This is a genomic window from Frigoribacterium sp. UYMn621 (genome assembly GCF_040549525.1).
Taxonomy (GTDB): domain Bacteria; phylum Actinomycetota; class Actinomycetes; order Actinomycetales; family Microbacteriaceae; genus Lacisediminihabitans.
This window is the reverse complement of the sequence record NZ_JBEPTM010000002.1, coordinates 109,810-128,498: the sequence shown is the minus strand read 5'-3', so window position 1 is coordinate 128,498 and position 18,689 is coordinate 109,810. Positions and strand designations below refer to the sequence as shown.

Here is an 18,689-nt window from a genome sequence, read left to right as displayed (position 1 = left end):
TAGTCGGGAGTATCGACATACTGGCGGGTCACGACGACCGGCCCGGTACCCCACCGAAGTGACGAATGCCGTCGTTTCGGCGAACGAGACCTTCGGTCCCACAGGAGACTCCGGCGAGACCCGCGGATTCTTCGAGACCGAAAGGATCCCCGTGAGCGACACGCGCCCGCCATCGTCCCCCGCTGCCCCCACCCCGTCCGACCTCCGTCGCTGGCGCCAGTACCTCGCCGACGAGAAGGCCGAAGCCTCGGTGTACCGCGATCTCGCGGGCCGTCGCTCCGGAGAAGAGCGGGCGATCCTGCTGGCGCTCGCCGAAGCGGAGGGTCGCCACGAACAGCACTGGTTCGACCTGCTGGGTGACCAGGTCGGCAAGCCACGACGCGGAGACTTCCGCACCCGCTCACTCGGTTTTCTCGCGCGTCGGTTCGGGTCGGTCTTCGTGCTCGCGCTCGCGCAGCGCGCCGAGGCCCGTTCGCCCTACGACTCGGATACGGATGCCACCCCCGCGATGGCCGCCGATGAGCGGATCCACGCCGAGGTGGTGCGCGGTCTCGCCGCTCGCGGGCGCAACCGGCTCTCCGGCACCTTCCGCGCCGCCGTCTTCGGCGCGAATGACGGGCTGGTCTCCAACCTCGCTCTCGTGATCGGCATCAGCGCGAGCGGCGTGCCCAACCATGTGGTCTTACTCGCGGGCATCGCCGGACTCCTCGCCGGCGCCCTGTCGATGGGGGCGGGGGAGTACGTCTCGGTGCGGTCCCAGCGGGAGTTGCTCGAAGCATCCACCCCCGATCCCGAAAGCAACAGCGCCCTCCCACACCTCGACGTCGACGCGAACGAACTCGCACTCGTCTACCGGGCGCGCGGTATGACACCGGGTGACGCTGCCACCCGGGCAGCCGAGGTGCTTCAGGATCACAGCCTCGCCGACCAGGAAGCTCCCGTCGACAGGCACGAAGCCGTCGGTACGGGTTTCGGCGCCGCGATCTCGAGCTTCTGCTTCTTCGCCTCCGGCGCGGTCATCCCGGTGTTGCCGTACCTCCTGGGGCTCGAGGGGATCGCGGCTCTCCTAGTCGCGGCGGTGCTCGTCGGCCTGGCCCTGCTCGGCACTGGCGCGGTCGTCGGCCTGCTCTCCGGCGGACCGCCGCTGCGTCGCGCCCTCCGCCAACTCGGCATCGGCTATGGCGCGGCGGCCGTCACCTACCTGCTCGGCCTGCTCTTCGGCACCTCGACCGGCTAGCGGTGCACCGCGGACAGATTCTCGCCGCGGCCCCCGGGAATGGCCCTAAGGCTTGAGGATGCGCACGCGGCTGAGTGCGAACACCACGAGCCCGAAGAGCACTGTGAAGACCGAGATCGCGACGCAATACGCGGCAACTGACGCGTAGCCGGTCGCCGGGTTGAGGAATGGATAGGGCACCCAGCCGTCTGTGGCACCGCGGATCAGGATGACGACCAGCCAGACCACCGGATAGATCAGCACGATCCAGAGCCGGTTGTACGGCAGTTTCTTGCGGTCGGCGAAGAACACCCAGTCCACCAGCGCGTAGATCGGGATGATGATGTGCAGGATGTTGCTCGACCAGCGCAGGTCGAACGAGCCGGCGAGCGAGGCACCGGCGAGCAGGGTGTTGTAGACGATCCCCACGATCACGATGATCGTCGTCGCGACGGCCCGCAGGGAGATCACCCAGCTGGGCTGCTTCTTGCGGCTGAAGATGAAGTACGCCGAGGCGAGAAAGGCGACCATCGTGATGATGTTGCTCTGAATGGTGAAGTATCCGAAGAAGTTGAACGGGTTGATCGTGGCGCGCTCAGCGCTGTAGGCGAACTGCCCGACGATAGCGGCGAGGATCGCGAGCCCGGCCACCAACCGCAAGAGCCCGAAGAGTTGCTTCACTGATAGTCGCCAATCTGATGGGGCGCGGCTCCCTGCCGCGAGTTGGATCGAGCGTATCGCGCAATCGGACGGCCGAGTCCGAGGCGCGACAACTGAGCACTCGCACAGTCGTGCCGGCCGGGTCAAGCCCTGCGCACCAATCCGGTTCTGCCCGTAACGTTACAGATCGCTGCCCCAGAAACCGTCAGCTCCTCTCCAACGACTTCGAAAGACGGAGCCCATGGCTGAATCAGAGCACGACGAGACTGCCGCGGCATCCCGGGCCCATGCCAACGGCCTGCTGGTGCGGGTCGCAGCCGGAGATCACGGGGCCTTCCGCGAGCTCTATGACGCTGTGGCTCCCCGCGTTCACGGCCTGATCCGACGCACACTGGTGGACGACGGGCTGTCCCAGGAGGTGACGCAGGATGTCTTTTTCGAGGTGTGGCGGTCGGCGTCCCGGTTCGACGCTGCACGGGGTTCCGCGGTGAGCTGGATCATGATGATGGCCCATGGCCGCGCCGTCGATCGCGTGCGCGCGTCACAGGCCAGCCGGGATCGAGACCTGCGTGTCGGAGTTCGTGACCGCGAAGTGAACTTCGACCCCGTCTCCGAGGCGGGGGAGCTCTCGGTCGAGTCTGCGCGAGTGTCGGTGGCGATGGCCCGCCTCACCGCCATCCAGCGCGATGCGATCTCGATGACCTACTTCGAGGGGCTGACCGGCCCGGAGCTGGCCGCCCGCCTGCAGATCCCGGTCGGCACGCTCAAGTCCCGGTTGCGTGAAGCCCTCATCCGGCTGCGAGACGAACTGGGTATCGGCGCGACCACCGAGAGCACACTCGCCTGACCGAGGGATGCCTCCCATCCCGGCGGGGCCGAGCGTTCACACGAACGAGAGAAGTGCCCCGATCGGACGGGGCATGCGCGAGAGGTCGATGGCAGACGCCAGCGCGATCGCGTACCGGGACTTCCGGCCACTGGTGGTCCCCATGAAGCGGTGCAGTTGGTGCTCGAGGGCCCGTGCGCGCTGCGCCGGCTGGTTCCGGAAGCTGCGCAGGGCTCTCGCATCCCCCTCTTCCGAGATCACCTCGATCGTGCGATCGGTGCCGATCGCGCGAATCAGCTCGAACTCGAGGTCGGGTACGCAGACGAAGAAGCCGAGTTGCTCCATCTCATCGCGGGTGAGCTCCGGATGACGGTCGGAGCCCTGCACCGCCTGGCGGAAGAAGCGTTCCTCCGCGGCATCCACGAGCCCGGAGAGCCGCAGATCGAGCCCGGCAGGGCCGAAGGGCTCGAGGAACCGGCGAACGGAGGTGGCGCCTCCGACCGGCACGATGCTGATGTGCTCGAGTTCGAGGTCCCGGCCCAGGCGGTTCGCAAAGGTGTCGACCGCCATCGCGTCACTCTGCCCTTCCACGAGCACGACCGTCGCAACGCGCCCGGCGAGCCCGCGAAGGATCTCGGCTGCAGCATCCGCATCGGCACCCGCGGCCGCCCACGAGACCGCGGCGTCGCGGAACCGAGTCATGTCATGCATGGCCCCAGTCTCGCAGCCCGGTGAAACGGGAGCGGATGAGGAGCGGCCGTGCGGAGGCAAGGGGGCCTATTCGGATTGCGGAGGCCCGGGAGGAGCGATCGAAGGGGAGCCGGCCTCTGCGGAGGTCTTGTGTTGCGCCGTGGTGATCCGCCCGAAATAGCTGGCGATCGGAACGTCGGTTGACGAGTGAGCGACGATCGAGAGTGAGATGGCGACAACGATGAGGTGAAAGAGGTGCTCGGAATCGGGGTTCCCGCTCTCCAGCACCAGCAGGCCGTAGAGCACTGAAGCGAATCCTTTGGGCCCGAACCAGGCGGCTGTCGCTCGTTCCTGCCAGGGCAATTTGCTGCCGATCAGCGCCAGCTCGACCGCGATGGGCCTGGCGACGATCAGGGTGAGCAGCGCGAAGAGATAGCCGGCCAGTGACACGTCCCCGAGCACGCTCGGAGTGATGAGAGCACCGAAGACGAAGATGGCGACCAGCTTGACGTTTTCGGCGATGAACTCGCCGTACTCCCTGAAGGCGTCCCTCAGGGCCGGAGCTGCGCTGGCGATGGTTATGCCAGCGGAGAAGGCTGCCAGGTAGAGATTCGCCCCGGTGGCTTCCGCGACGCCGTAGATGATGATCGCGATTGCGACGGGCGCGAGGGACGCATACAGCGGGGTCGTGGTGAGGAATCGGATGCGCAGCAGAAGGGAAACGAGAAGGGGCACGACGACCCCGAGGGCGATTCCGCCCACGAGCTCCAGTGCGAGCACGAACGGTTCGACGGTGGGTCCTCCGACCGCAGCCACCAGTACGAGCACGACGGGCAGTGCCAGCCCGTCATTGAGTCCGGATTCGACGTTGAGAAGTCCGCGGATTCGTGCCGGGATCTCTGTGCGTCCCACTATCGCCGAGGCGAAGACAGGGTCGGTGGGGGCGAGCACGGCCGAGATCAGCAGCGCTTCGAGAAGCGGCAAACGGAGAAGCGTGACTCCGAGCACGGTGGTGATGAGGAATGTGAGCGGCATCCCGAGAAGGAGCGCTCGCCCGGGCAGGCGCCACGCCCGGGCGAGGTCGCGCACCGCCAGATGCTGGCCGTCGGTGAACAGCACCACGAACAGCGCGATCTGGGCGATCTGGGTGACCTGCGGGTCGCCGGCCTTGAGCGTGATGACGTTGGCCATGCCGTCGCCGAGCAGGAACCCGGCGAAGAGGAACACCACTGCGGTCGACAACACGGTGCGGTGGGCGAGGCCGGAGATGAGGATGGCGGCGACCAGGACGAGACCGAAGCTGAGGATCATCGCTGCCGCCCATCCCGTGCGACGGAGCCGGCCGCCGGGCCTCCAGCGCCGTGCCGCTCCCGGCGACGAATCGCTGTTCGATCGGTGGGTGGCATGCTGACTGGTCTCCCTCGTGACATCTCCGCCGAAACACAGCAGCCAGGGGTGGGCCCCGTCGGGCTCGAACCGACGACCCACGGATTAAAAGTCCGATGCTCTACCAACTGAGCTAGAGGCCCCTGCCGTTAAATCTAGCGTGGATTGCGCGACCGGCGAACGAGAGGGCAGCGCGGCATCCGCTCGCTTAGGCTTTATCGGATGACCGACGAGTTCCACAAACCGACCCAGTTCTCGGGCGCCAAGTTCGAGAGTTTCGTTGGCGGGGAAGACCCAGCCCAGATCAGTCGCGTCGCCCACGAGACCGCCGGCGCGCTGCTGAGTCGCGTGCGGCAGAGCTCGGACCAGGGGGTCGTCGACCGGCTCGTGGCCTTCACCGACGAGCATGGCATCGACGCAGTCGCGGAACTCTGGGCGCGCGCGAGCCCGCGCAGCCTGCCCGGGGCGCTTTGGCGCATCTACCTCATGCGTGCTCTCGTGCGGCAGGATGCCGAGGGCATCGCCTACTTGTTCCAGCGGGGCACCGAGATCGCGACCACCATCGATCCCGTCGTGGCCGGCGCGACCGCCCCGACCGGCCCCGCGGAGATCATCGCGCTCGCCGACCAGATTCTGCGTGGTCTCTTCCAGGGCGACTTCGGCGTGGCCCTCGACCGCGCGGCGGCCTTCTGCCGCATCACCGCGCTCGGTGCCACCAGCGTTGCGGATGACTCCGATCTCACCTCGCCGGAGCGAGCATCCGAACTCACCACCCGTGCCCTCCGCCTCTCGCAGACGGCCACGGAGTTCGTCTCCTGCGCCAAGCTCTGGCGCGCCGGCTCGCTCGACTGACGCCTCCCCGGCCACGGAGGTTCGCGAGTTGCATCCTTTTGTGGGTTCGCGCGCCGGCTGACCCGCAGAAGAGCGCAACTCGACGATGGATGGCGCCGACGCGATTGTGCCGCCCACCGGAGTGCGAGCATCCAGTGTCGGCGGGTACACTCGTCAACGGCTCGAAAGGGCCACCGCCGGGCCGCAGTAACCCCGGGCTCCAATATTCGCCGCTTCGAGCGGCCTAGCGCCGAGAGGCGTTTCTGCGGCCTGGCACCCCTCCGTTCTCGGGGGGATGCCGCGAATCCATCGGATTCGCCGCAGAATCCGCCACACAATCCGCCACAGACCAATCCGATTCGCCATCGGTTGCGAACTCCCATTGTGACCCGCACAGACGGAACGGCCTCGGAAGCGAATCGAAGCCGCTCCGGCTGCGCTGGTGACGCACAACTCAACATCGAGGTGCCGAAATCCACGCTCAACGTGAGTGTATTTTCGGTGCCGCGCACGATCACACGGATTGTTTGCGATGCTTAAGCTCGTGCCCCGTGAAACCGACCGCAGCCAGGACTACGAGTCCATGGACAAACCTGCGACCAAAGAGACTCTGCTCGCGCAAATCGTGGGCGGCGATCAGGCGGCTTTCGGAGCACTGTACGACGAGATCTCCCCGAGAGTGTTCGGGCTGATCCGCAGGCTTCTCGTGGATCACGCGCAATCGGAAGAAGTGACCCAGGAAGTGTTCCTGGAGATCTGGCAGAACGCGTCCCGGTACGAACCGAGCAAGGGCGGGGCATCCACCTGGATCCTCACCATGGCTCACCGACGCGCGGTCGACCGCATCAGGTCATCTCAGTCCGGTCGCGATCGTGACGTGAAGATCGGCATCAGGGATTACGTTTCCGACTACGACAATGTGGCGGACACGGTAGAAACGACCATTGAACACGAGAGGGTGAAGGAAGCCATGTCGCAATTGACCGAACTGCAGCGCCAGGCTGTCACCCTTGCGTATTACGGCGGCTACAGCCACAGTGAAGTGGCGGCAATGCTCAGCGTGCCAATCGGCACGGTGAAGACGCGACTGCGCGACGGCATGATCCGCCTGCGTGACGAATTGGGGGTGGCATCGTGACTGACCGCGAAGAACTACACCTCCTCAGCGGCGCTTACGCGTTGAACGCACTTGAGGGCGATGAAAAGACTCGGTTCGAGGCATACCTGCTGACATCCGAAGAGGCACGGGCGGAGGTGGCTTCATTGTCGGACACAGCGGTGCTGATCGGACTCTCGGCCGACCCGGTCGCGCCCCCGGCAGACCTCAAGGCCCGCCTCATGGCCCAGATCGCCGTGACCCCCCAGCTCGCCCCGCTTCCGGCGGTGCGTCCGACTCTCACCGCGGTACCCGCGGCGACCACCCCGCAGCAGGATGCCTCCGCGGAAGCCATCCGCACGGCGAGCCTCGGCACGCCGTCGGGGGCGTCGACGAAGGCCACCGCTCGCTGGTTCACCCGGCCGGCGTCGATCCTGGTGGCTGCGGCCGCTGCGGTCGCGCTCTTCGTCGGAGGCAACATCCTCGGGCTGTCTGCGGGCAACGAGTCCCAGCAGCAGGCGGCGGCCATCTCGGCCATCGTGTCGGCGAGTGACTACCAGCAGGCCAAGGCGGATGTCTCCGGTGGCGGCAAGGCCACCTTCGTCTGGTCCGTGGGCCTCAAGAAGTCCGCAGTGGTGATCGACAAGCTCCCGAAACTCGATGGCGGCAAGACCTACGAACTCTGGTACATCGACAAGGCCTCGAACGCGACACCGGCGGGGATCTTCGACGCCGCGTCATCCGGCAGGACCGTGAGCGTGCTCGCGGGAGCGATGACCGAAGGCGATACCCTCGGCATCACGGTCGAACCGAGTGGCGGCTCCAAGACGCCGACCACCGCGCCGATCGTGGCGGTCCCCAGCGCCTGACGCCTCCGGGCCCCCATACGCGCACCGGTGGCTGCGTCGATCGATCTGCTGCGTAGATCGATTTGCGAGCGCAGGTCGCTCAGCGATCGTTTAGAGACCGGCTATCCGAACTTGCCGGACACGTAGTCTTCGGTCGCCTGCACGCTCGGCTTCGAGAAGATGGTGTTGGTGTCGTTGTACTCGATGAGCCTGCCCGGCTTGCCGGTGCCGGCGATGTTGAAGAACGCGGTGCGGTCCGACACCCGTGAGGCCTGCTGCATGTTGTGCGTCACGATCACGATGGTGTAGTCGAGCTTCAGTTCCTCGATCAGGTCTTCGATGGCGAGGGTCGAGATGGGGTCGAGCGCCGAGCAGGGCTCGTCCATGAGCACCACATCGGGTTGCACCGCGATCGCGCGAGCGATGCACAGACGCTGCTGTTGGCCTCCGGAGAGTCCCGAACCCGGAAGAGCGAGGCGATCCTTGACCTCATTCCACAGGTTCGCACTCTGCAGGGACTTCTCGACCAGCGAATCGGCGTCGCTCTTGGAGATGCTGCGGTTGTTGAGTTTGACGCCGGCGAGCACATTGTCGCGGATGGACATGGTGGGGAACGGGTTCGGTCGTTGGAAGACCATGCCTACCTGGCGACGCACCAGCACGGGGTCGACTCCCGGCCCGTAGAGATTGTTTCCGTCGACCAGCACCTCGCCCTCCACTCGCGCCCCCGGGATGACCTCGTGCATGCGGTTGAGAGTGCGGAGAAATGTCGACTTGCCGCAGCCACTCGGGCCGATGAAGGCAGTGACCGTGCGGGGTTCGATCGTCAGAGTCACATCTTCCACGGCTTTGAACTTGCCGTAGTACACGTTGAGATCATTGACTTCGATGCGCTTGGACACAGATTTCCTTTATAAAGATCGATGAGGGTTAGCGGCCGAGCTTCGGCGAGAAGATTCTGGCGATGGCGCGGGCGATGAGGTTGAGGATCATCACGAGAAGGATAAGGGTCAGTGCAGAGGCCCACGCGCGGTCGAGGAAGTTCGCCGCCTCCGGGCCCTGGTTCGCATACTGGGTGTAGGTGAACATCGGGAGCGTCATCATCTGATTGTTGAAGATGTCGTAGTTCATTCCCGCGGTGAAGCCCGTGATGAGGAGCAGCGGCGCCGTCTCACCGATGACCCGGGCCACCGCGAGCATGACGCCCGTGGTGATTCCCGCGATCGCTGTCGGGATGACGATCTTCAGCACCGTCAACCACTTGGGCACACCGAGCGCGTAGGACGCCTCACGAAGCTCGTTCGGAACGAGTTTGAGGATCTCCTCCGATGAGCGCACCACGACGGGGATCATGATCACCGAGAGCGCGACCGCGCCTCCGAAACCGGAACGGTACCCCGGGTTGCCCGTGACGAGCACGAACAGCGCGTAGGCGAAGAGTCCGGCGACGATGGACGGGATGCCGGTCATCACATCGATCATGAAGGTGATCGTGCGCGCGAGGGCACCCCGACCGTACTCGACGAGATAGACCGAGGTGAGAAGTCCGATCGGCACCGAGATCACGGTGGCTGTGAGCGTGATCTCGAGCGATCCGATGACCGCGTGGAGCGCCCCGCCTCCCGGGCCGAGCACGTTGCGCATGGAGCTGCTGAAGAACGACGGCTCGAGCATTCTCGGCAGGCCGTTGAGTACCACCGTGTAGACGAGGGACACGAGCGGCAGCAGCGCGACGATGAAGGCGGTGGTCACCAGCGAGGTGACGAGTCGATCCGTGGCCCGTCGCCTGCCCTCGACAATGCGGGACAAGACGTAGATGAGCACATCGAACAGCACGGTTCCGAGGAAGAGCGCGCCGACGAGGTTGAAATTCTTGGTGCCACCGGCGAGCTGCACGAAGAGGAAGACGACTCCGAACACGGCCCAACTTGCCACAAGCACCATGAGGGCGGCCCCGCGGGGGAGCCTACCGACGGTGAGAGAGTTGGCTGCCGGACCGAGAGCAATCGTTGACATCAGTTCGCTCCCGAGAATGCTTTGCGACGGTTGACCGCGACGCGGGCGATGGCGTTCACGATGAAGGTGATGACGAACAGGACGAGTCCGGTGGCGATGAGGGTGTTGACCCCGACACCGGTCGCCTCCGGAAATTGAAGGGCGATATTCCCGGCGATCGTATTCGGGTTCTGGGTGGTGAGCAGAAAGAAGGACACGACGGTTGCCGGGGAGAGCACCATGGCCACCGCGAGAGTCTCTCCGAGGGCGCGACCGAGGCCGAGCATGGTCGCAGAGATGATTCCGGCGCGGGCGAAGGGCAGCACGGCTATCCGGATCATCTCCCAGCGGGTCGCGCCGAGAGCGAGTGCGGCCTCTTCGTGAAGCCGGGGAGCCTGGAGGAAAACCTCGCGACAGACTGCCGTGATGATGGGCAGCACCATCACTGCGAGCACGATCGCCACCGTGAGGATGGTGCGCCCGGTGCCGGACACCCTGCCGTCGAAGAGGGGAAACCAGCCCACGTTGTTGCCGAGCCACACATAGAAGGGCTGAACGAACGGAGCGAGAACACCGATGCCCCACAGCCCGAAGACGACTGAGGGGACCGCGGCCAGAAGGTCGACGATGTAGCCGAGCACCTGCGCGATGCGACGCGGCGCGTAGTGCGAAATGAAGAGGGCGACCCCGATGGCCACGGGAACGGCGATGACCAGGGCGATGGCTCCCGCCCAGATGGTGCCGAATACGAGCGGCCACACGTACACCCAGAAGTTGGCTGCGCCTCGGGGAAGTGTTCCCGGCTTCGCGACGAATGCGGGGATGCTCTGGCCGACCAAGAAGATGGCGACTGCAGCGAGAACCGCCAGGATAATCGAGCCGGCGACGACGGTGCTGCTGGAGAATATGCGGTCACCGAGCCGGACTTTTGCCCTGATCGCTCCTGGAGTTGCGGTAGTCATTGTGGGTTCTGCCTACCTCACGAGATATAGAGAATGCAAGTCTTCCGCACACACCGGCTTGAGCTGTGAAGTCACAGCTCAAGCCGGTGCGCGGAAGGCGGACTACTTGATGGTAGCGATTGATTTGGCGACCTTGGCCGCAAGATCGCTCGCGAGGGGTGCGGACTTGGCCTGGTCGGAACCGACTTTCTGGCCATCGGCGCTTGCGACGTAGGTCGCGTAGGCCTTGACGAGCTCGGCCTTGGCCGGGTCGGCGTACGTCTGGCACACGATCAGGTAGCTCACCAGAGCGATCGGCCATGCGCCGGCGGTCGAGTTCTTGCGGTCGATCGCGATGGCGAGGTCGTTGGCCGGGCGGCCGGCGACCAGGGGGGATGCTGCGATGACGGCAGCGGCACCCTTGGTCGTGATCTTCTCGTACGAGCCGCCCACCTTGACCTGCGCGATGTCCAGTGCGCCTGCGGCGGACTGGTCGGCGTAGCCGATGCTGTTCGCTGCAGCGGTGACTGCGGAGACGACGCCCTGGTTGCCCTTGGCTGCATCACCGATCGAGTAGGGGAAGGTCTGTCCCGACGGCTTGTCCCAGACAGAGCTGGCGACGGTGGCCAGGTAGTCGGTGAAGTTCTGCGTCGTTCCCGAGTCATCCGAACGGTGGACGACCGCGATGGCAGCATCCGGAAGGGTCGCTCCCGAGTTCTGCGAGGCGATGGCCGGGTCGTTCCACTTGGTGATGGCACCCTTGAAGATTCCGGCGATTGACGCCGCATCGAGCTTCAGGTCCTTGACGCCGGCGACGTTGTAGACCACGCCGATCGGGGAGATGTAGACGGGCAGGTCGATCGCCTTGCTGTCGGCGGCGCAACCGGCGAAGGTGCTGGCGAGTTCAGTGTCGTTCAGTGCGGCATCCGACCCGGCGAAGTCGGCCGACCCGCCGATGAATGCCTTGCGGCCGGCGCCAGATCCCTGCGAGTCGTAGTTGACGGTGACCTTCGGGTTGGCGGTCTGGAAGCCCGCAACCCAGGCGGCTTCCGCGTCGGCTTGAGCGGAGGAGCCGATACCGTTCAGGGTGCCGGAGAGCTTGCTGACCGGGGCTGCGGACCCGGACGTGGACGGTGCTGCCTCGTTTGCTGCGCACGAGGACAGGACAACGGTGGCTGCGACAGCAATGGCAGCGATGCTGCCAAAACGCTTGATGTTCACAGGTTTCCCTTCGGGAGGTTGAAAACAGGACGTGGGCCGGTGCCGACCCCTCAGCGAGAGTACAAGCGACCGTTAACCAGACCTTGCCCGGAAGGTAAATGGCAGGTTAACGGCACCCCAACACTCCCTGTCTCAGGGAAGCGATCTAGAGGAACGCCGGGCCGTGGGTCTCGACGGCGACGAGCGGTGCATCCGGATGCTCCGCCGACACGTGCATCACCGTGAATTCCGAGGTCGACAGCATGCCGGCACGGCGCAGGGGAGCGTCGAGCGGGGTGTTGGTGAGAGCGGCGGTCTCCGCGATGATCTCGGGGATCACAGGCCCGTGGCTGCACAGCACCACAGACACCCCGGCGGCGAGCCGCTTGCGAACGGCCTTGTGCACCCGGGCGGCACCGTCTTCCCAGGCATCCTGGCTGATGCCGGTCGACTGCTTGACGGGCAGTCCGGTGAGAGCGGCGACCGGTTCGATCGTGGCGAGACAGCGCGCGGCAGTGCTGCTGATGAGTTTCTCCGGTGCCCAGGCCGCGATGGCCGGCGCGACATTGCGGGACTGCTCGAGCCCGCGATGCAGCAGCGGGCGCGTCGCATCCGGTCCGTCCCAGCTTGCGGGCGGAACCGCGCGACCGTGGCGCAGAACGATGATCGGGAAGGTGCGGATGGTGCGGGCCTTCGCCCGCGCAGAGAACCGGTCGAGCACATCCCGGTCGAGGTCGTAGCTGAGGGCTGCCCGCGCGGCTTTGACCGACAGCCACTCGACGGCCGCCACCTCCTTGTTCGGCACGAAGGTCGACCCGGCGATCGCCTCATCCGAGACCTCCGCGGACCAGTAGTGCACGATCTTCTCGCGACCTCCCGGCATGGTGTACTCGGTCGAGCCGAGGGGCGCGCCCAGCGCGATCGCGAGCCCGGTCTCCTCGGCGATCTCGCGCACGGCGGTCTGCGGGGGAGTCTCGCCCGGATCCACCTTGCCCTTGGGAATGGAGACGTCCGCGCGGTCACCGCGGTGGATCACCAGCAGTTCGATGCCCGAGGGGGTCTCCCGCCAGCACACTGCTCCCGCGGCCTGTACGACAGCGGGGCCGGTGAGGGTCAACGCACTACTCCGGTGCGCTTTCTCTGGGACACCTGTCGCATGAGCACATTCTGCATGTCCTCGAGCAGTGACCCGTCTTCCGCCCGGTAGTGCCGCGTCCAGCTCCCGTCGGCGGCGAGCTTCCAGTGGGCGGTGTCATCGGACATGGAGAGGTCGAAGAGATCCTCGATCTGCCGGAGGTGGTCAGGGGAGGTGAGACGCACGAGCGCTTCGACCCGTCGGTCGAGGTTGCGGTGCATCATGTCCGCACTGCCGATGTAGACCTGCGGATCGCCGCCGTTGATGAAGGAGAAGATGCGGGAATGCTCCAGGTAGCGGCCGAGGATCGACCGCACCTCGATATTGCCGCTCAGGCCGTCGACGCCGGGCTTGACGCCGCAGATGCCGCGCACGAGCAACTCGATGGGGACACCGGCTTCGCTCGCCCGGTACAGCGCATCGATGATGGCCTCGTCGACGATCGAGTTGAGCTTGATGCGGATACCCGACGGCATGCCGTTGCGGGCATTGTCGGCTTCGATACGGATGCGCTTGATCAGTCCCTTGCGCAGATGGAGGGGCGCGACGAGCAAGCGCTTGAATTTCTTCTCGATCGCATACCCGGAGAGCTCGTTGAACAGTCGCGTGAGGTCTTTGCCGACGGTGGCGCTCGCGGTGAGCAGCCCGTAGTCCTCATAGATGCGGCTGGTCTTGGGGTTGTAGTTGCCGGTGCCGATGTGGCTGTAGTGCTTGAGCACGCCGTTCTCCTGGCGGATCACGAGCGCCAGCTTGCAGTGTGTCTTGAGCCCAACGAGCCCGTAGACCACGTGAACCCCGGCCTTCTCCAGCTTGCGCGCCCAGGAGATGTTGGCCGACTCGTCGAACCGGGCCTTGATCTCCACGAGCGCGAGCACCTGCTTGCCGGATTCGGCGGCCTGGATCAGCGCCTCGACGATCGGACTGTCACCGGAGGTGCGGTACAGGGTCTGCTTGATGGCGAGCACGTCGGGATCCGTCGCGGCCTGTTCGAGGAAGGCCTGCACGCTCGTCGCGAAAGACTCGTAGGGGTGGTGGAGCAGCACGTCCTGGCGGGCGATCGATCCGAAGATGTCCGGCGTCGCATTGGGTTCGAGCGGCATCAGCTGGGAGGCGGTCGTCGGCACATGCTTGCGGTACTTGAGGGTCGGGCGATCGATCTTGTTCAGCTCGAACAGTCCACCGAGGTCGAGGGGGGCCGGTAGCCGGTAGACCTCGGAGTCGGTGATGTCGAGTTCGCGCACGAGGAGGCTCAGCGTGAGGTCATCCATGTCGTCGGTGATCTCGAGACGAATGGGCGGACCGAAGCGGCGGCGAAGCAGCTCGCGCTCGAGGGTCTGGATCAGGTTCTCCGACTCGTCTTCCTCGAGTACCACATCCTCGTTGCGCGTGACGCGGAACTCGTGGTGATCGAGCACCTCCATGCCGGGGAAGAGGTCTCCGAGATGGTTGGAGATGAGGTCTTCGAGCGGGATGAAGCGCAGCAGGCCGCTCCCGTCGTCCGGAAGCTGCACGAAGCGAGGCAGCATCGGCGGCACCTTGAGCCGGGCGAACTCGTCTTTGCCGATCTTGGGATTGCGCACCCGGATCGACAGGTTGAGCGACAGCCCGGAGATGTAGGGGAACGGATGCGCCGGGTCGACGGCCAGCGGCATCAGCACCGGGAAGATGCGGGCGGCGAAGATCTCGTCGAGGGAGTCGCGATCGGCCTGGCCGAGGTCGGCCCAGGTCTCGATGTGGATGCCGGCGTCGTCGAGGTCTGGTTTCACCAGTTCGCGGAAGGCGAGCGCGTGGCGGGCCTGCAACTCGTGCGCGCGATCCTGGATCACGGCGAGCACCTCGGTCGGTGCGGCCCCGATGTTGGTCGGCACGGCGAGCCCGGTGAGGATGCGGCGCTTGAGCCCCGCGATTCGCACCATGAAGAACTCGTCGAGGTTGCTCGCGAAGATCGCGAGGAAGTTCGCCCGCTCGAGGAGCGGCAACTCCGGGTCCTCCGCGAGCTCGAGCACCCGCGTGTTGAACGCCAGCCAGCTCAGCTCTCGGTCGAGATAGCGCTCCGGGGGCAGAGTGCCGTCGTCCACCCAGGTCGACTCGTAGTCGTCATCATCGAGACTGTCGGTGGCCAACCCGGCGTCGCCAAGATACGTCTCGTTGCTCATACCTAAATCATTGCACTTCGCCTGTTGCCGTCATCGCGAGGTGAATTAACTACAGGTAAACGGCTCAGGCGCGGGCGTACTGGATGTCGACCGAATGCGCGGTGAATCCCAGGGAGCGGTACAGCGCTATCGCCGGCACGTTATCGGACTCCACGTAGAGTGCGGCGGTGCGGATGCCGCGGTCGGCCAGTCGCGCGAAGCCGGCGGCCATGAGACGACGGCCGAGCCCCTCGCCCTGCCGGTCGGGATCGACGCCCACCACGTAGAACTCGCCGATCCCGTCTTCGATCTTCAGCCAGCAGTATCCGGCGAGACCCGCGCCGTCGCGGCTCACGATGAAGTCGTCGGCCTCGAACCACGGCTCTGCCTCAAGCTCGATGAGCGCGGCAACCGTCACGGAACCCTGTTCGGGGTGGAAGGCGAAGGCCTTCGCGTTGAGCGCGACCCAGGACTCCTCGTCGACGCCGGGGCGGAAGCGGTCGAAGTCCGAGGCGACTGCCGGCGCAAAGGGAACCGGCATCCGCAACTGGCGGAGTTCCCGCATCGCGACGAGGTCATGGCTGGCCGCGAGGGCGCGTGCCGCGGGGTGGTCGCCGTGTGCCCAGATCTTGACGGAGGGCTCGCAGCGCTCCAGGAGCTGGTCAAGCAGTCGGGTTCCGATTCCTGCACCGCGCCGAGCGGGGTCAACGACGAACTCGGCCTCCGTGCCGGAGTAGACGGCTGCGGCGTGCTCGAGTTCGAGCAGGGACTTGGCGCCGGTGCGCAGCTCTACCAGCGCGCCATCGGAGAAGGGCGGCTGGCCGTCGGCATCCCTGGCTCGCTCGATCAGACGAGCGAGAGACTCAGGAATTGACGGACTGGGCAAGGCGTTCGGTGTCGTCTTCATACACGTTGAAGCGGTACCCCACGTTTCGCACGGTGCCGATCAGCGACTCGAGGTCGCCGAGCTTCGCCCGCAGTCGCCGCACATGCACGTCGACGGTGCGGGTGCCACCGAAATAGTCGTAGCCCCAGACTTCGCTGAGCAGTTGCTCACGGGTGAAGACGCGGGAGGGATGCGTGGCGAGAAAACGCAGGAGCTCGAATTCCTTGAACGTGAGGTCGAGCGGCCTCCCGTGCACCTTCGCCGAATAGCTCGCTTCGTCGATCACGACACCGGAGGCGTGGATCTTGTTGCTCGTCTTGTCGAGGGCCTGGCGACCCACCACGAGACGGATGCGGGCATCGACCTCTGCGGGGCCGGCGGTCTCGAGGATCACGTCGTCGACACCCCAGTCCGCGCTGACGGCCGTGAGGCCACCCTCGGTGAGGATCAACATGAGGGGCACGTTGACACCCGTGGTGTTGAGGATCTTGCAGAGCGACTTCGCGCTCGCGAGGTCCTGCCGGGCGTCCACGAGGATCAGGTCGCAGCTCGGCGCGGTGATGAGCGACGCCGGCTCGGCGGGAATCTGCCGGGTCCGGTGACTGAGTAGTCCGAGGGCCGGCAAGACATCGCTGTTGACGGCGGAAGTCAGGATCAACAGCTGCGCCAACGAGTCCTCCAAGTGCCGAACCACAGTCTAAAGGCACTCGGAGGCCACGTCAGGCCCGGGTAGGGCAGAATTGGGCGGGTGACCACCGACCAGCCAGCCACTCGCCTCACCCTCACGAGCGTCGTCCCGGTCTGGTCCGTCGCCGTCGTGGGCTCCGTGCTCATCGGGCTGTTCGTACCGCGGGCGCACTACCTCGACTGGGTGCCGTTCGTGCTCGCCGCCGATGTGTTGCTCACCTTCTGCATCCAGCTCGCGATCGTGCAGAAAGAGGGTCTCGTCGACCGCATGATGGCCTGTCTCGGCGGCTCGGTGGTCATTCTCGGCGTCGCTACCCTCGTGCTGGGCATTCTGCAGCTCAGTGCCGGATAGAATCGAACCATGTACCTCGGTCTTGAGCTGTTCTTCATCGGCCTGCTGATCCTCGCCACTCTGGCCATCGGCTATGTCTCCGTGGTGGTGCTGTTCAACCTCTTTCGCGGCCAGCGCTAGTAGAGGGACGCTGTGATCGACCTACCGGTCAACCTGCCCGCCGAACTCGTACCCCTCTCGTGGCTCATCGGGGTGTGGGAGGGCACCGGTGTGGTCAACTACGCCATCGGGGAAGAGATCCGCAACTACGAGTTCGGGCACCGCATGAGCTTCACCCATGACGGGCTTCCCCACCTCAACTACACGTCCTACACCTGGTTGCTCGACGACGACCTCACTCCGCTCGCCACCGAGACCGGCTACTGGCGGCTGAGCCGGCAGGCGACCGAAGGAGACCCGGGTCCCGGACTGCTCCAGGGCGTCGGCATCCAGCCGTTCACCACCGCACGCGCGGTCGAGACGCTGCGCAACGCCTCCGACGGGTTCGACATCGAGGTGTCGATCCTGCATCCCGGCGGGGTGAGCGAACTGTATGTCGGGCAGGTCAAGGGACCCCGCATCGACCTGGCGACGGATGCCGTGATGCGATCCGTCACCTCCAAGGAGCACACCGCCTCGACCCGCATCTACGGGCTGGTCGACAATCACATGCTCTGGGCGTGGGATCTCGCCGCGCTCGGACAGGAGCTCGCCACCCATGCCTCCGGACGGCTGGCCCGCCTTGAGTGAGCTCGAACGCCCGGGTGCGGTCGACGGCGTCGGGACCGACGCCGGCGTCGCCGCCCACTACGGCAACCCCCTCGCGGAACAGCGTTCGCTCGCCGCGGGCGAGGCCGTGGTGGACCTGTCCCACCGTGCCGTTCTGTCCATTTCCGGGGTCGACCGTCTCAGCTGGATCAACTCGCTCACCTCCCAGAGTGTCACCGACCTGAAGCCCGGACAGTCGAGCGAGACGCTGCTCCTGGATGCGACGGGCCGCCTCGAATACGCGGTGCGGCTGCTCGACGACGGCGTGGACCTGTGGCTGCTGCTGGAACGGGAAGAAGCGCCGGGGCTCTTCGCCTGGCTCTCGAAGATGGTGTTCATGTTGCGGGTGGAGGTGCGCGACCGCACCGCCGACTTCGCCACCATCGGCACGCTCGGGTCCCCCGAGATCCTGGTGGCCTCCCCGAATGGCGTGCCACTGGTCTGGATCGATCCCTGGTCGGCGGTGGCTGCCGGAGGCTGGCAGTATGCCGCTGTGGAGCATCACCCTTCCGAGGAGTGGACCTACAGCGAGGTGCTGATTCCCCGCGCTGCCCTGCCCGGACTCGATCTGCCGCTCGCGGGTTTCCTCGCGCTCGAGGCACTGCGGATCGCGGCCTGGCGGCCACGGCTGGCGACCGAGGGCGATGAGAAGACGATCCCCCATGAGCTCGACTGGCTGCGCTCGGCCGTGCACCTCAGCAAGGGCTGCTACCGCGGTCAGGAGACCGTCGCCAAGGTCCACAACCTCGGGCACCCCCCGCGTCGCCTCGTGATGCTGCATCTCGACGGCTCGGACTCCGTGCTGCCGTCGCCGGGGGACGAGGTGCTTCTCGGCGAGAAGACTGTCGGGTCGGTGACATCCGCTGCCCGTCATTTCGAGCTGGGACCGATCGCGCTCGCCGTGGTGAAGCGCACCGCCGACCCCCTCGCCGAGCTCGCGGTGCGGTCTGAGGGCATCCTGGTGCCTGCGGCACAGGAGATCGTCGTGCCCCCGGAAGCCGGGGCCGCGGCGAACGTGCCACGGCTTCCCCGTCTCGGCGCGATTCCCCGCTAGGGAG

Annotated in this window: 19 protein-coding genes and 1 tRNA gene; 8 read left to right on the top strand and 12 right to left on the bottom strand. The window is 65.9% G+C overall.

Going from position 1 to position 18,689, the window contains the following annotated elements; translation table 11 throughout:
* Positions 1-145 precede the first annotated feature (145 nt).
* A complete protein-coding gene (locus ABIB54_RS04640) occupies positions 146-1,237 on the top strand; it encodes a VIT1/CCC1 transporter family protein (RefSeq protein ID WP_354574663.1) in 1,092 nt (363 codons plus the stop codon).
* A 45-nt stretch (positions 1,238-1,282) separates the two neighbouring features.
* On the opposite strand, the gene ABIB54_RS04635 is transcribed toward ABIB54_RS04640, so the two are convergent.
* Positions 1,283-1,897, bottom strand: a complete 615-nt coding sequence (locus ABIB54_RS04635) for a Pr6Pr family membrane protein (RefSeq protein WP_354574363.1) — start codon at positions 1,895-1,897, stop codon at positions 1,283-1,285.
* Positions 1,898-2,117: 220 nt separating this feature from the next.
* On the opposite strand from ABIB54_RS04635, the gene sigK reads away from it, so the two are divergent.
* Entirely contained in the window at positions 2,118-2,723 is a 606-nt protein-coding gene (sigK, locus tag ABIB54_RS04630) for an ECF RNA polymerase sigma factor SigK (RefSeq protein ID WP_354574362.1), read from the top strand.
* 36 nt (positions 2,724-2,759) lie between these two features.
* On the opposite strand, the gene ABIB54_RS04625 is transcribed toward sigK, so the two are convergent.
* The 3 genes from ABIB54_RS04625 to ABIB54_RS04615 form a co-directional block, all read right to left on the bottom strand.
* Positions 2,760-3,413: a TOPRIM nucleotidyl transferase/hydrolase domain-containing protein gene (locus ABIB54_RS04625; protein WP_354574361.1), complete on the bottom strand. Its 654-nt coding sequence runs from the start codon at positions 3,411-3,413 to the stop codon at positions 2,760-2,762.
* A 66-nt stretch (positions 3,414-3,479) separates the two neighbouring features.
* On the bottom strand, positions 3,480-4,703 hold the full coding sequence (locus ABIB54_RS04620) for a cation:proton antiporter domain-containing protein (RefSeq protein WP_354574360.1): 1,224 nt from the start codon (positions 4,701-4,703) through the stop codon (positions 3,480-3,482).
* A 145-nt stretch (positions 4,704-4,848) separates the two neighbouring features.
* Positions 4,849-4,921, bottom strand: a tRNA-Lys gene (locus ABIB54_RS04615).
* Positions 4,922-5,000: 79 nt separating this feature from the next.
* Between ABIB54_RS04615 and ABIB54_RS04610 the strand changes: the two genes are divergently transcribed.
* The 3 genes from ABIB54_RS04610 (at position 5,001) to ABIB54_RS04600 (ending at position 7,574) form a co-directional block, all read left to right on the top strand.
* On the top strand, positions 5,001-5,630 hold the full coding sequence (locus ABIB54_RS04610) for a DNA-directed RNA polymerase subunit beta (protein WP_354574359.1): 630 nt from the start codon (positions 5,001-5,003) through the stop codon (positions 5,628-5,630).
* Between the two features lie 511 nt (positions 5,631-6,141).
* Positions 6,142-6,747, top strand: coding sequence for a sigma-70 family RNA polymerase sigma factor (locus ABIB54_RS04605; RefSeq protein WP_502917061.1), 606 nt, complete (start codon positions 6,142-6,144; stop codon positions 6,745-6,747).
* On the top strand, positions 6,744-7,574 hold the full coding sequence (locus ABIB54_RS04600) for an anti-sigma factor (RefSeq protein ID WP_354574358.1): 831 nt from the start codon (positions 6,744-6,746) through the stop codon (positions 7,572-7,574). The genes ABIB54_RS04605 and ABIB54_RS04600 overlap by 4 nt, the downstream gene beginning before the upstream one ends.
* 101 nt (positions 7,575-7,675) lie before the next feature.
* On the opposite strand, the gene pstB is transcribed toward ABIB54_RS04600, so the two are convergent.
* The 8 genes from pstB to ABIB54_RS04560 form a co-directional block, all read right to left on the bottom strand.
* Entirely contained in the window at positions 7,676-8,455 is a 780-nt protein-coding gene (gene pstB / locus ABIB54_RS04595; RefSeq protein WP_354574357.1) for a phosphate ABC transporter ATP-binding protein PstB, read from the bottom strand.
* Positions 8,456-8,483: 28 nt separating this feature from the next.
* A complete protein-coding gene (gene pstA / locus ABIB54_RS04590) occupies positions 8,484-9,569 on the bottom strand; it encodes a phosphate ABC transporter permease PstA (RefSeq protein ID WP_354574356.1) in 1,086 nt (361 codons plus the stop codon).
* Positions 9,569-10,510 carry a phosphate ABC transporter permease subunit PstC gene (pstC, locus tag ABIB54_RS04585; RefSeq protein WP_354574355.1) on the bottom strand — a complete coding sequence of 314 codons (942 nt, stop codon included), beginning with the start codon at positions 10,508-10,510 and terminating at the stop codon, positions 9,569-9,571. The genes pstA and pstC overlap by 1 nt, the downstream gene beginning before the upstream one ends.
* Positions 10,511-10,612: 102 nt before the next feature.
* Positions 10,613-11,710 (bottom strand): phosphate ABC transporter substrate-binding protein PstS, encoded by a 1,098-nt coding sequence (gene pstS / locus ABIB54_RS04580; protein WP_354574354.1) that lies wholly within the window; start codon positions 11,708-11,710, stop codon positions 10,613-10,615.
* A gap of 145 nt (positions 11,711-11,855) precedes the next feature.
* Positions 11,856-12,806 (bottom strand): NUDIX hydrolase, encoded by a 951-nt coding sequence (locus ABIB54_RS04575; RefSeq protein ID WP_354574353.1) that lies wholly within the window; start codon positions 12,804-12,806, stop codon positions 11,856-11,858.
* The gene (locus ABIB54_RS04570) at positions 12,803-14,980 is read right to left on the bottom strand and encodes an RNA degradosome polyphosphate kinase (RefSeq protein WP_354574352.1); all 2,178 of its coding nucleotides are present in this window, start codon (positions 14,978-14,980) and stop codon (positions 12,803-12,805) included. Before ABIB54_RS04570 ends, ABIB54_RS04575 begins: the two co-directional genes overlap by 4 nt.
* A 64-nt stretch (positions 14,981-15,044) precedes the next feature.
* Positions 15,045-15,845 carry a mycothiol synthase gene (mshD, locus tag ABIB54_RS04565; RefSeq protein WP_354574351.1) on the bottom strand — a complete coding sequence of 267 codons (801 nt, stop codon included), beginning with the start codon at positions 15,843-15,845 and terminating at the stop codon, positions 15,045-15,047.
* On the bottom strand, positions 15,823-16,515 hold the full coding sequence (locus tag ABIB54_RS04560; protein WP_354574350.1) for a response regulator transcription factor: 693 nt from the start codon (positions 16,513-16,515) through the stop codon (positions 15,823-15,825). Before ABIB54_RS04560 ends, mshD begins: the two co-directional genes overlap by 23 nt.
* A gap of 78 nt (positions 16,516-16,593) precedes the next feature.
* Here ABIB54_RS04560 and ABIB54_RS04555 point away from each other — a divergent pair, with 78 nt between their 5' ends.
* The 3 genes from ABIB54_RS04555 (at position 16,594) to ygfZ (ending at position 18,685) form a co-directional block, all read left to right on the top strand.
* Complete coding sequence (locus tag ABIB54_RS04555; protein WP_354574349.1) at positions 16,594-16,884, top strand: hypothetical protein; 291 nt, start codon at positions 16,594-16,596, stop codon at positions 16,882-16,884.
* A gap of 132 nt (positions 16,885-17,016) precedes the next feature.
* Complete coding sequence (locus ABIB54_RS04550) at positions 17,017-17,613, top strand: heme-binding beta-barrel domain-containing protein (protein ID WP_354574348.1); 597 nt, start codon at positions 17,017-17,019, stop codon at positions 17,611-17,613.
* The gene (ygfZ, locus tag ABIB54_RS04545) at positions 17,582-18,685 is read left to right on the top strand and encodes a CAF17-like 4Fe-4S cluster assembly/insertion protein YgfZ (protein WP_354574347.1); all 1,104 of its coding nucleotides are present in this window, start codon (positions 17,582-17,584) and stop codon (positions 18,683-18,685) included. The genes ABIB54_RS04550 and ygfZ overlap by 32 nt, the downstream gene beginning before the upstream one ends.
* The last annotated feature ends 4 nt before the right edge of the window (positions 18,686-18,689 follow it).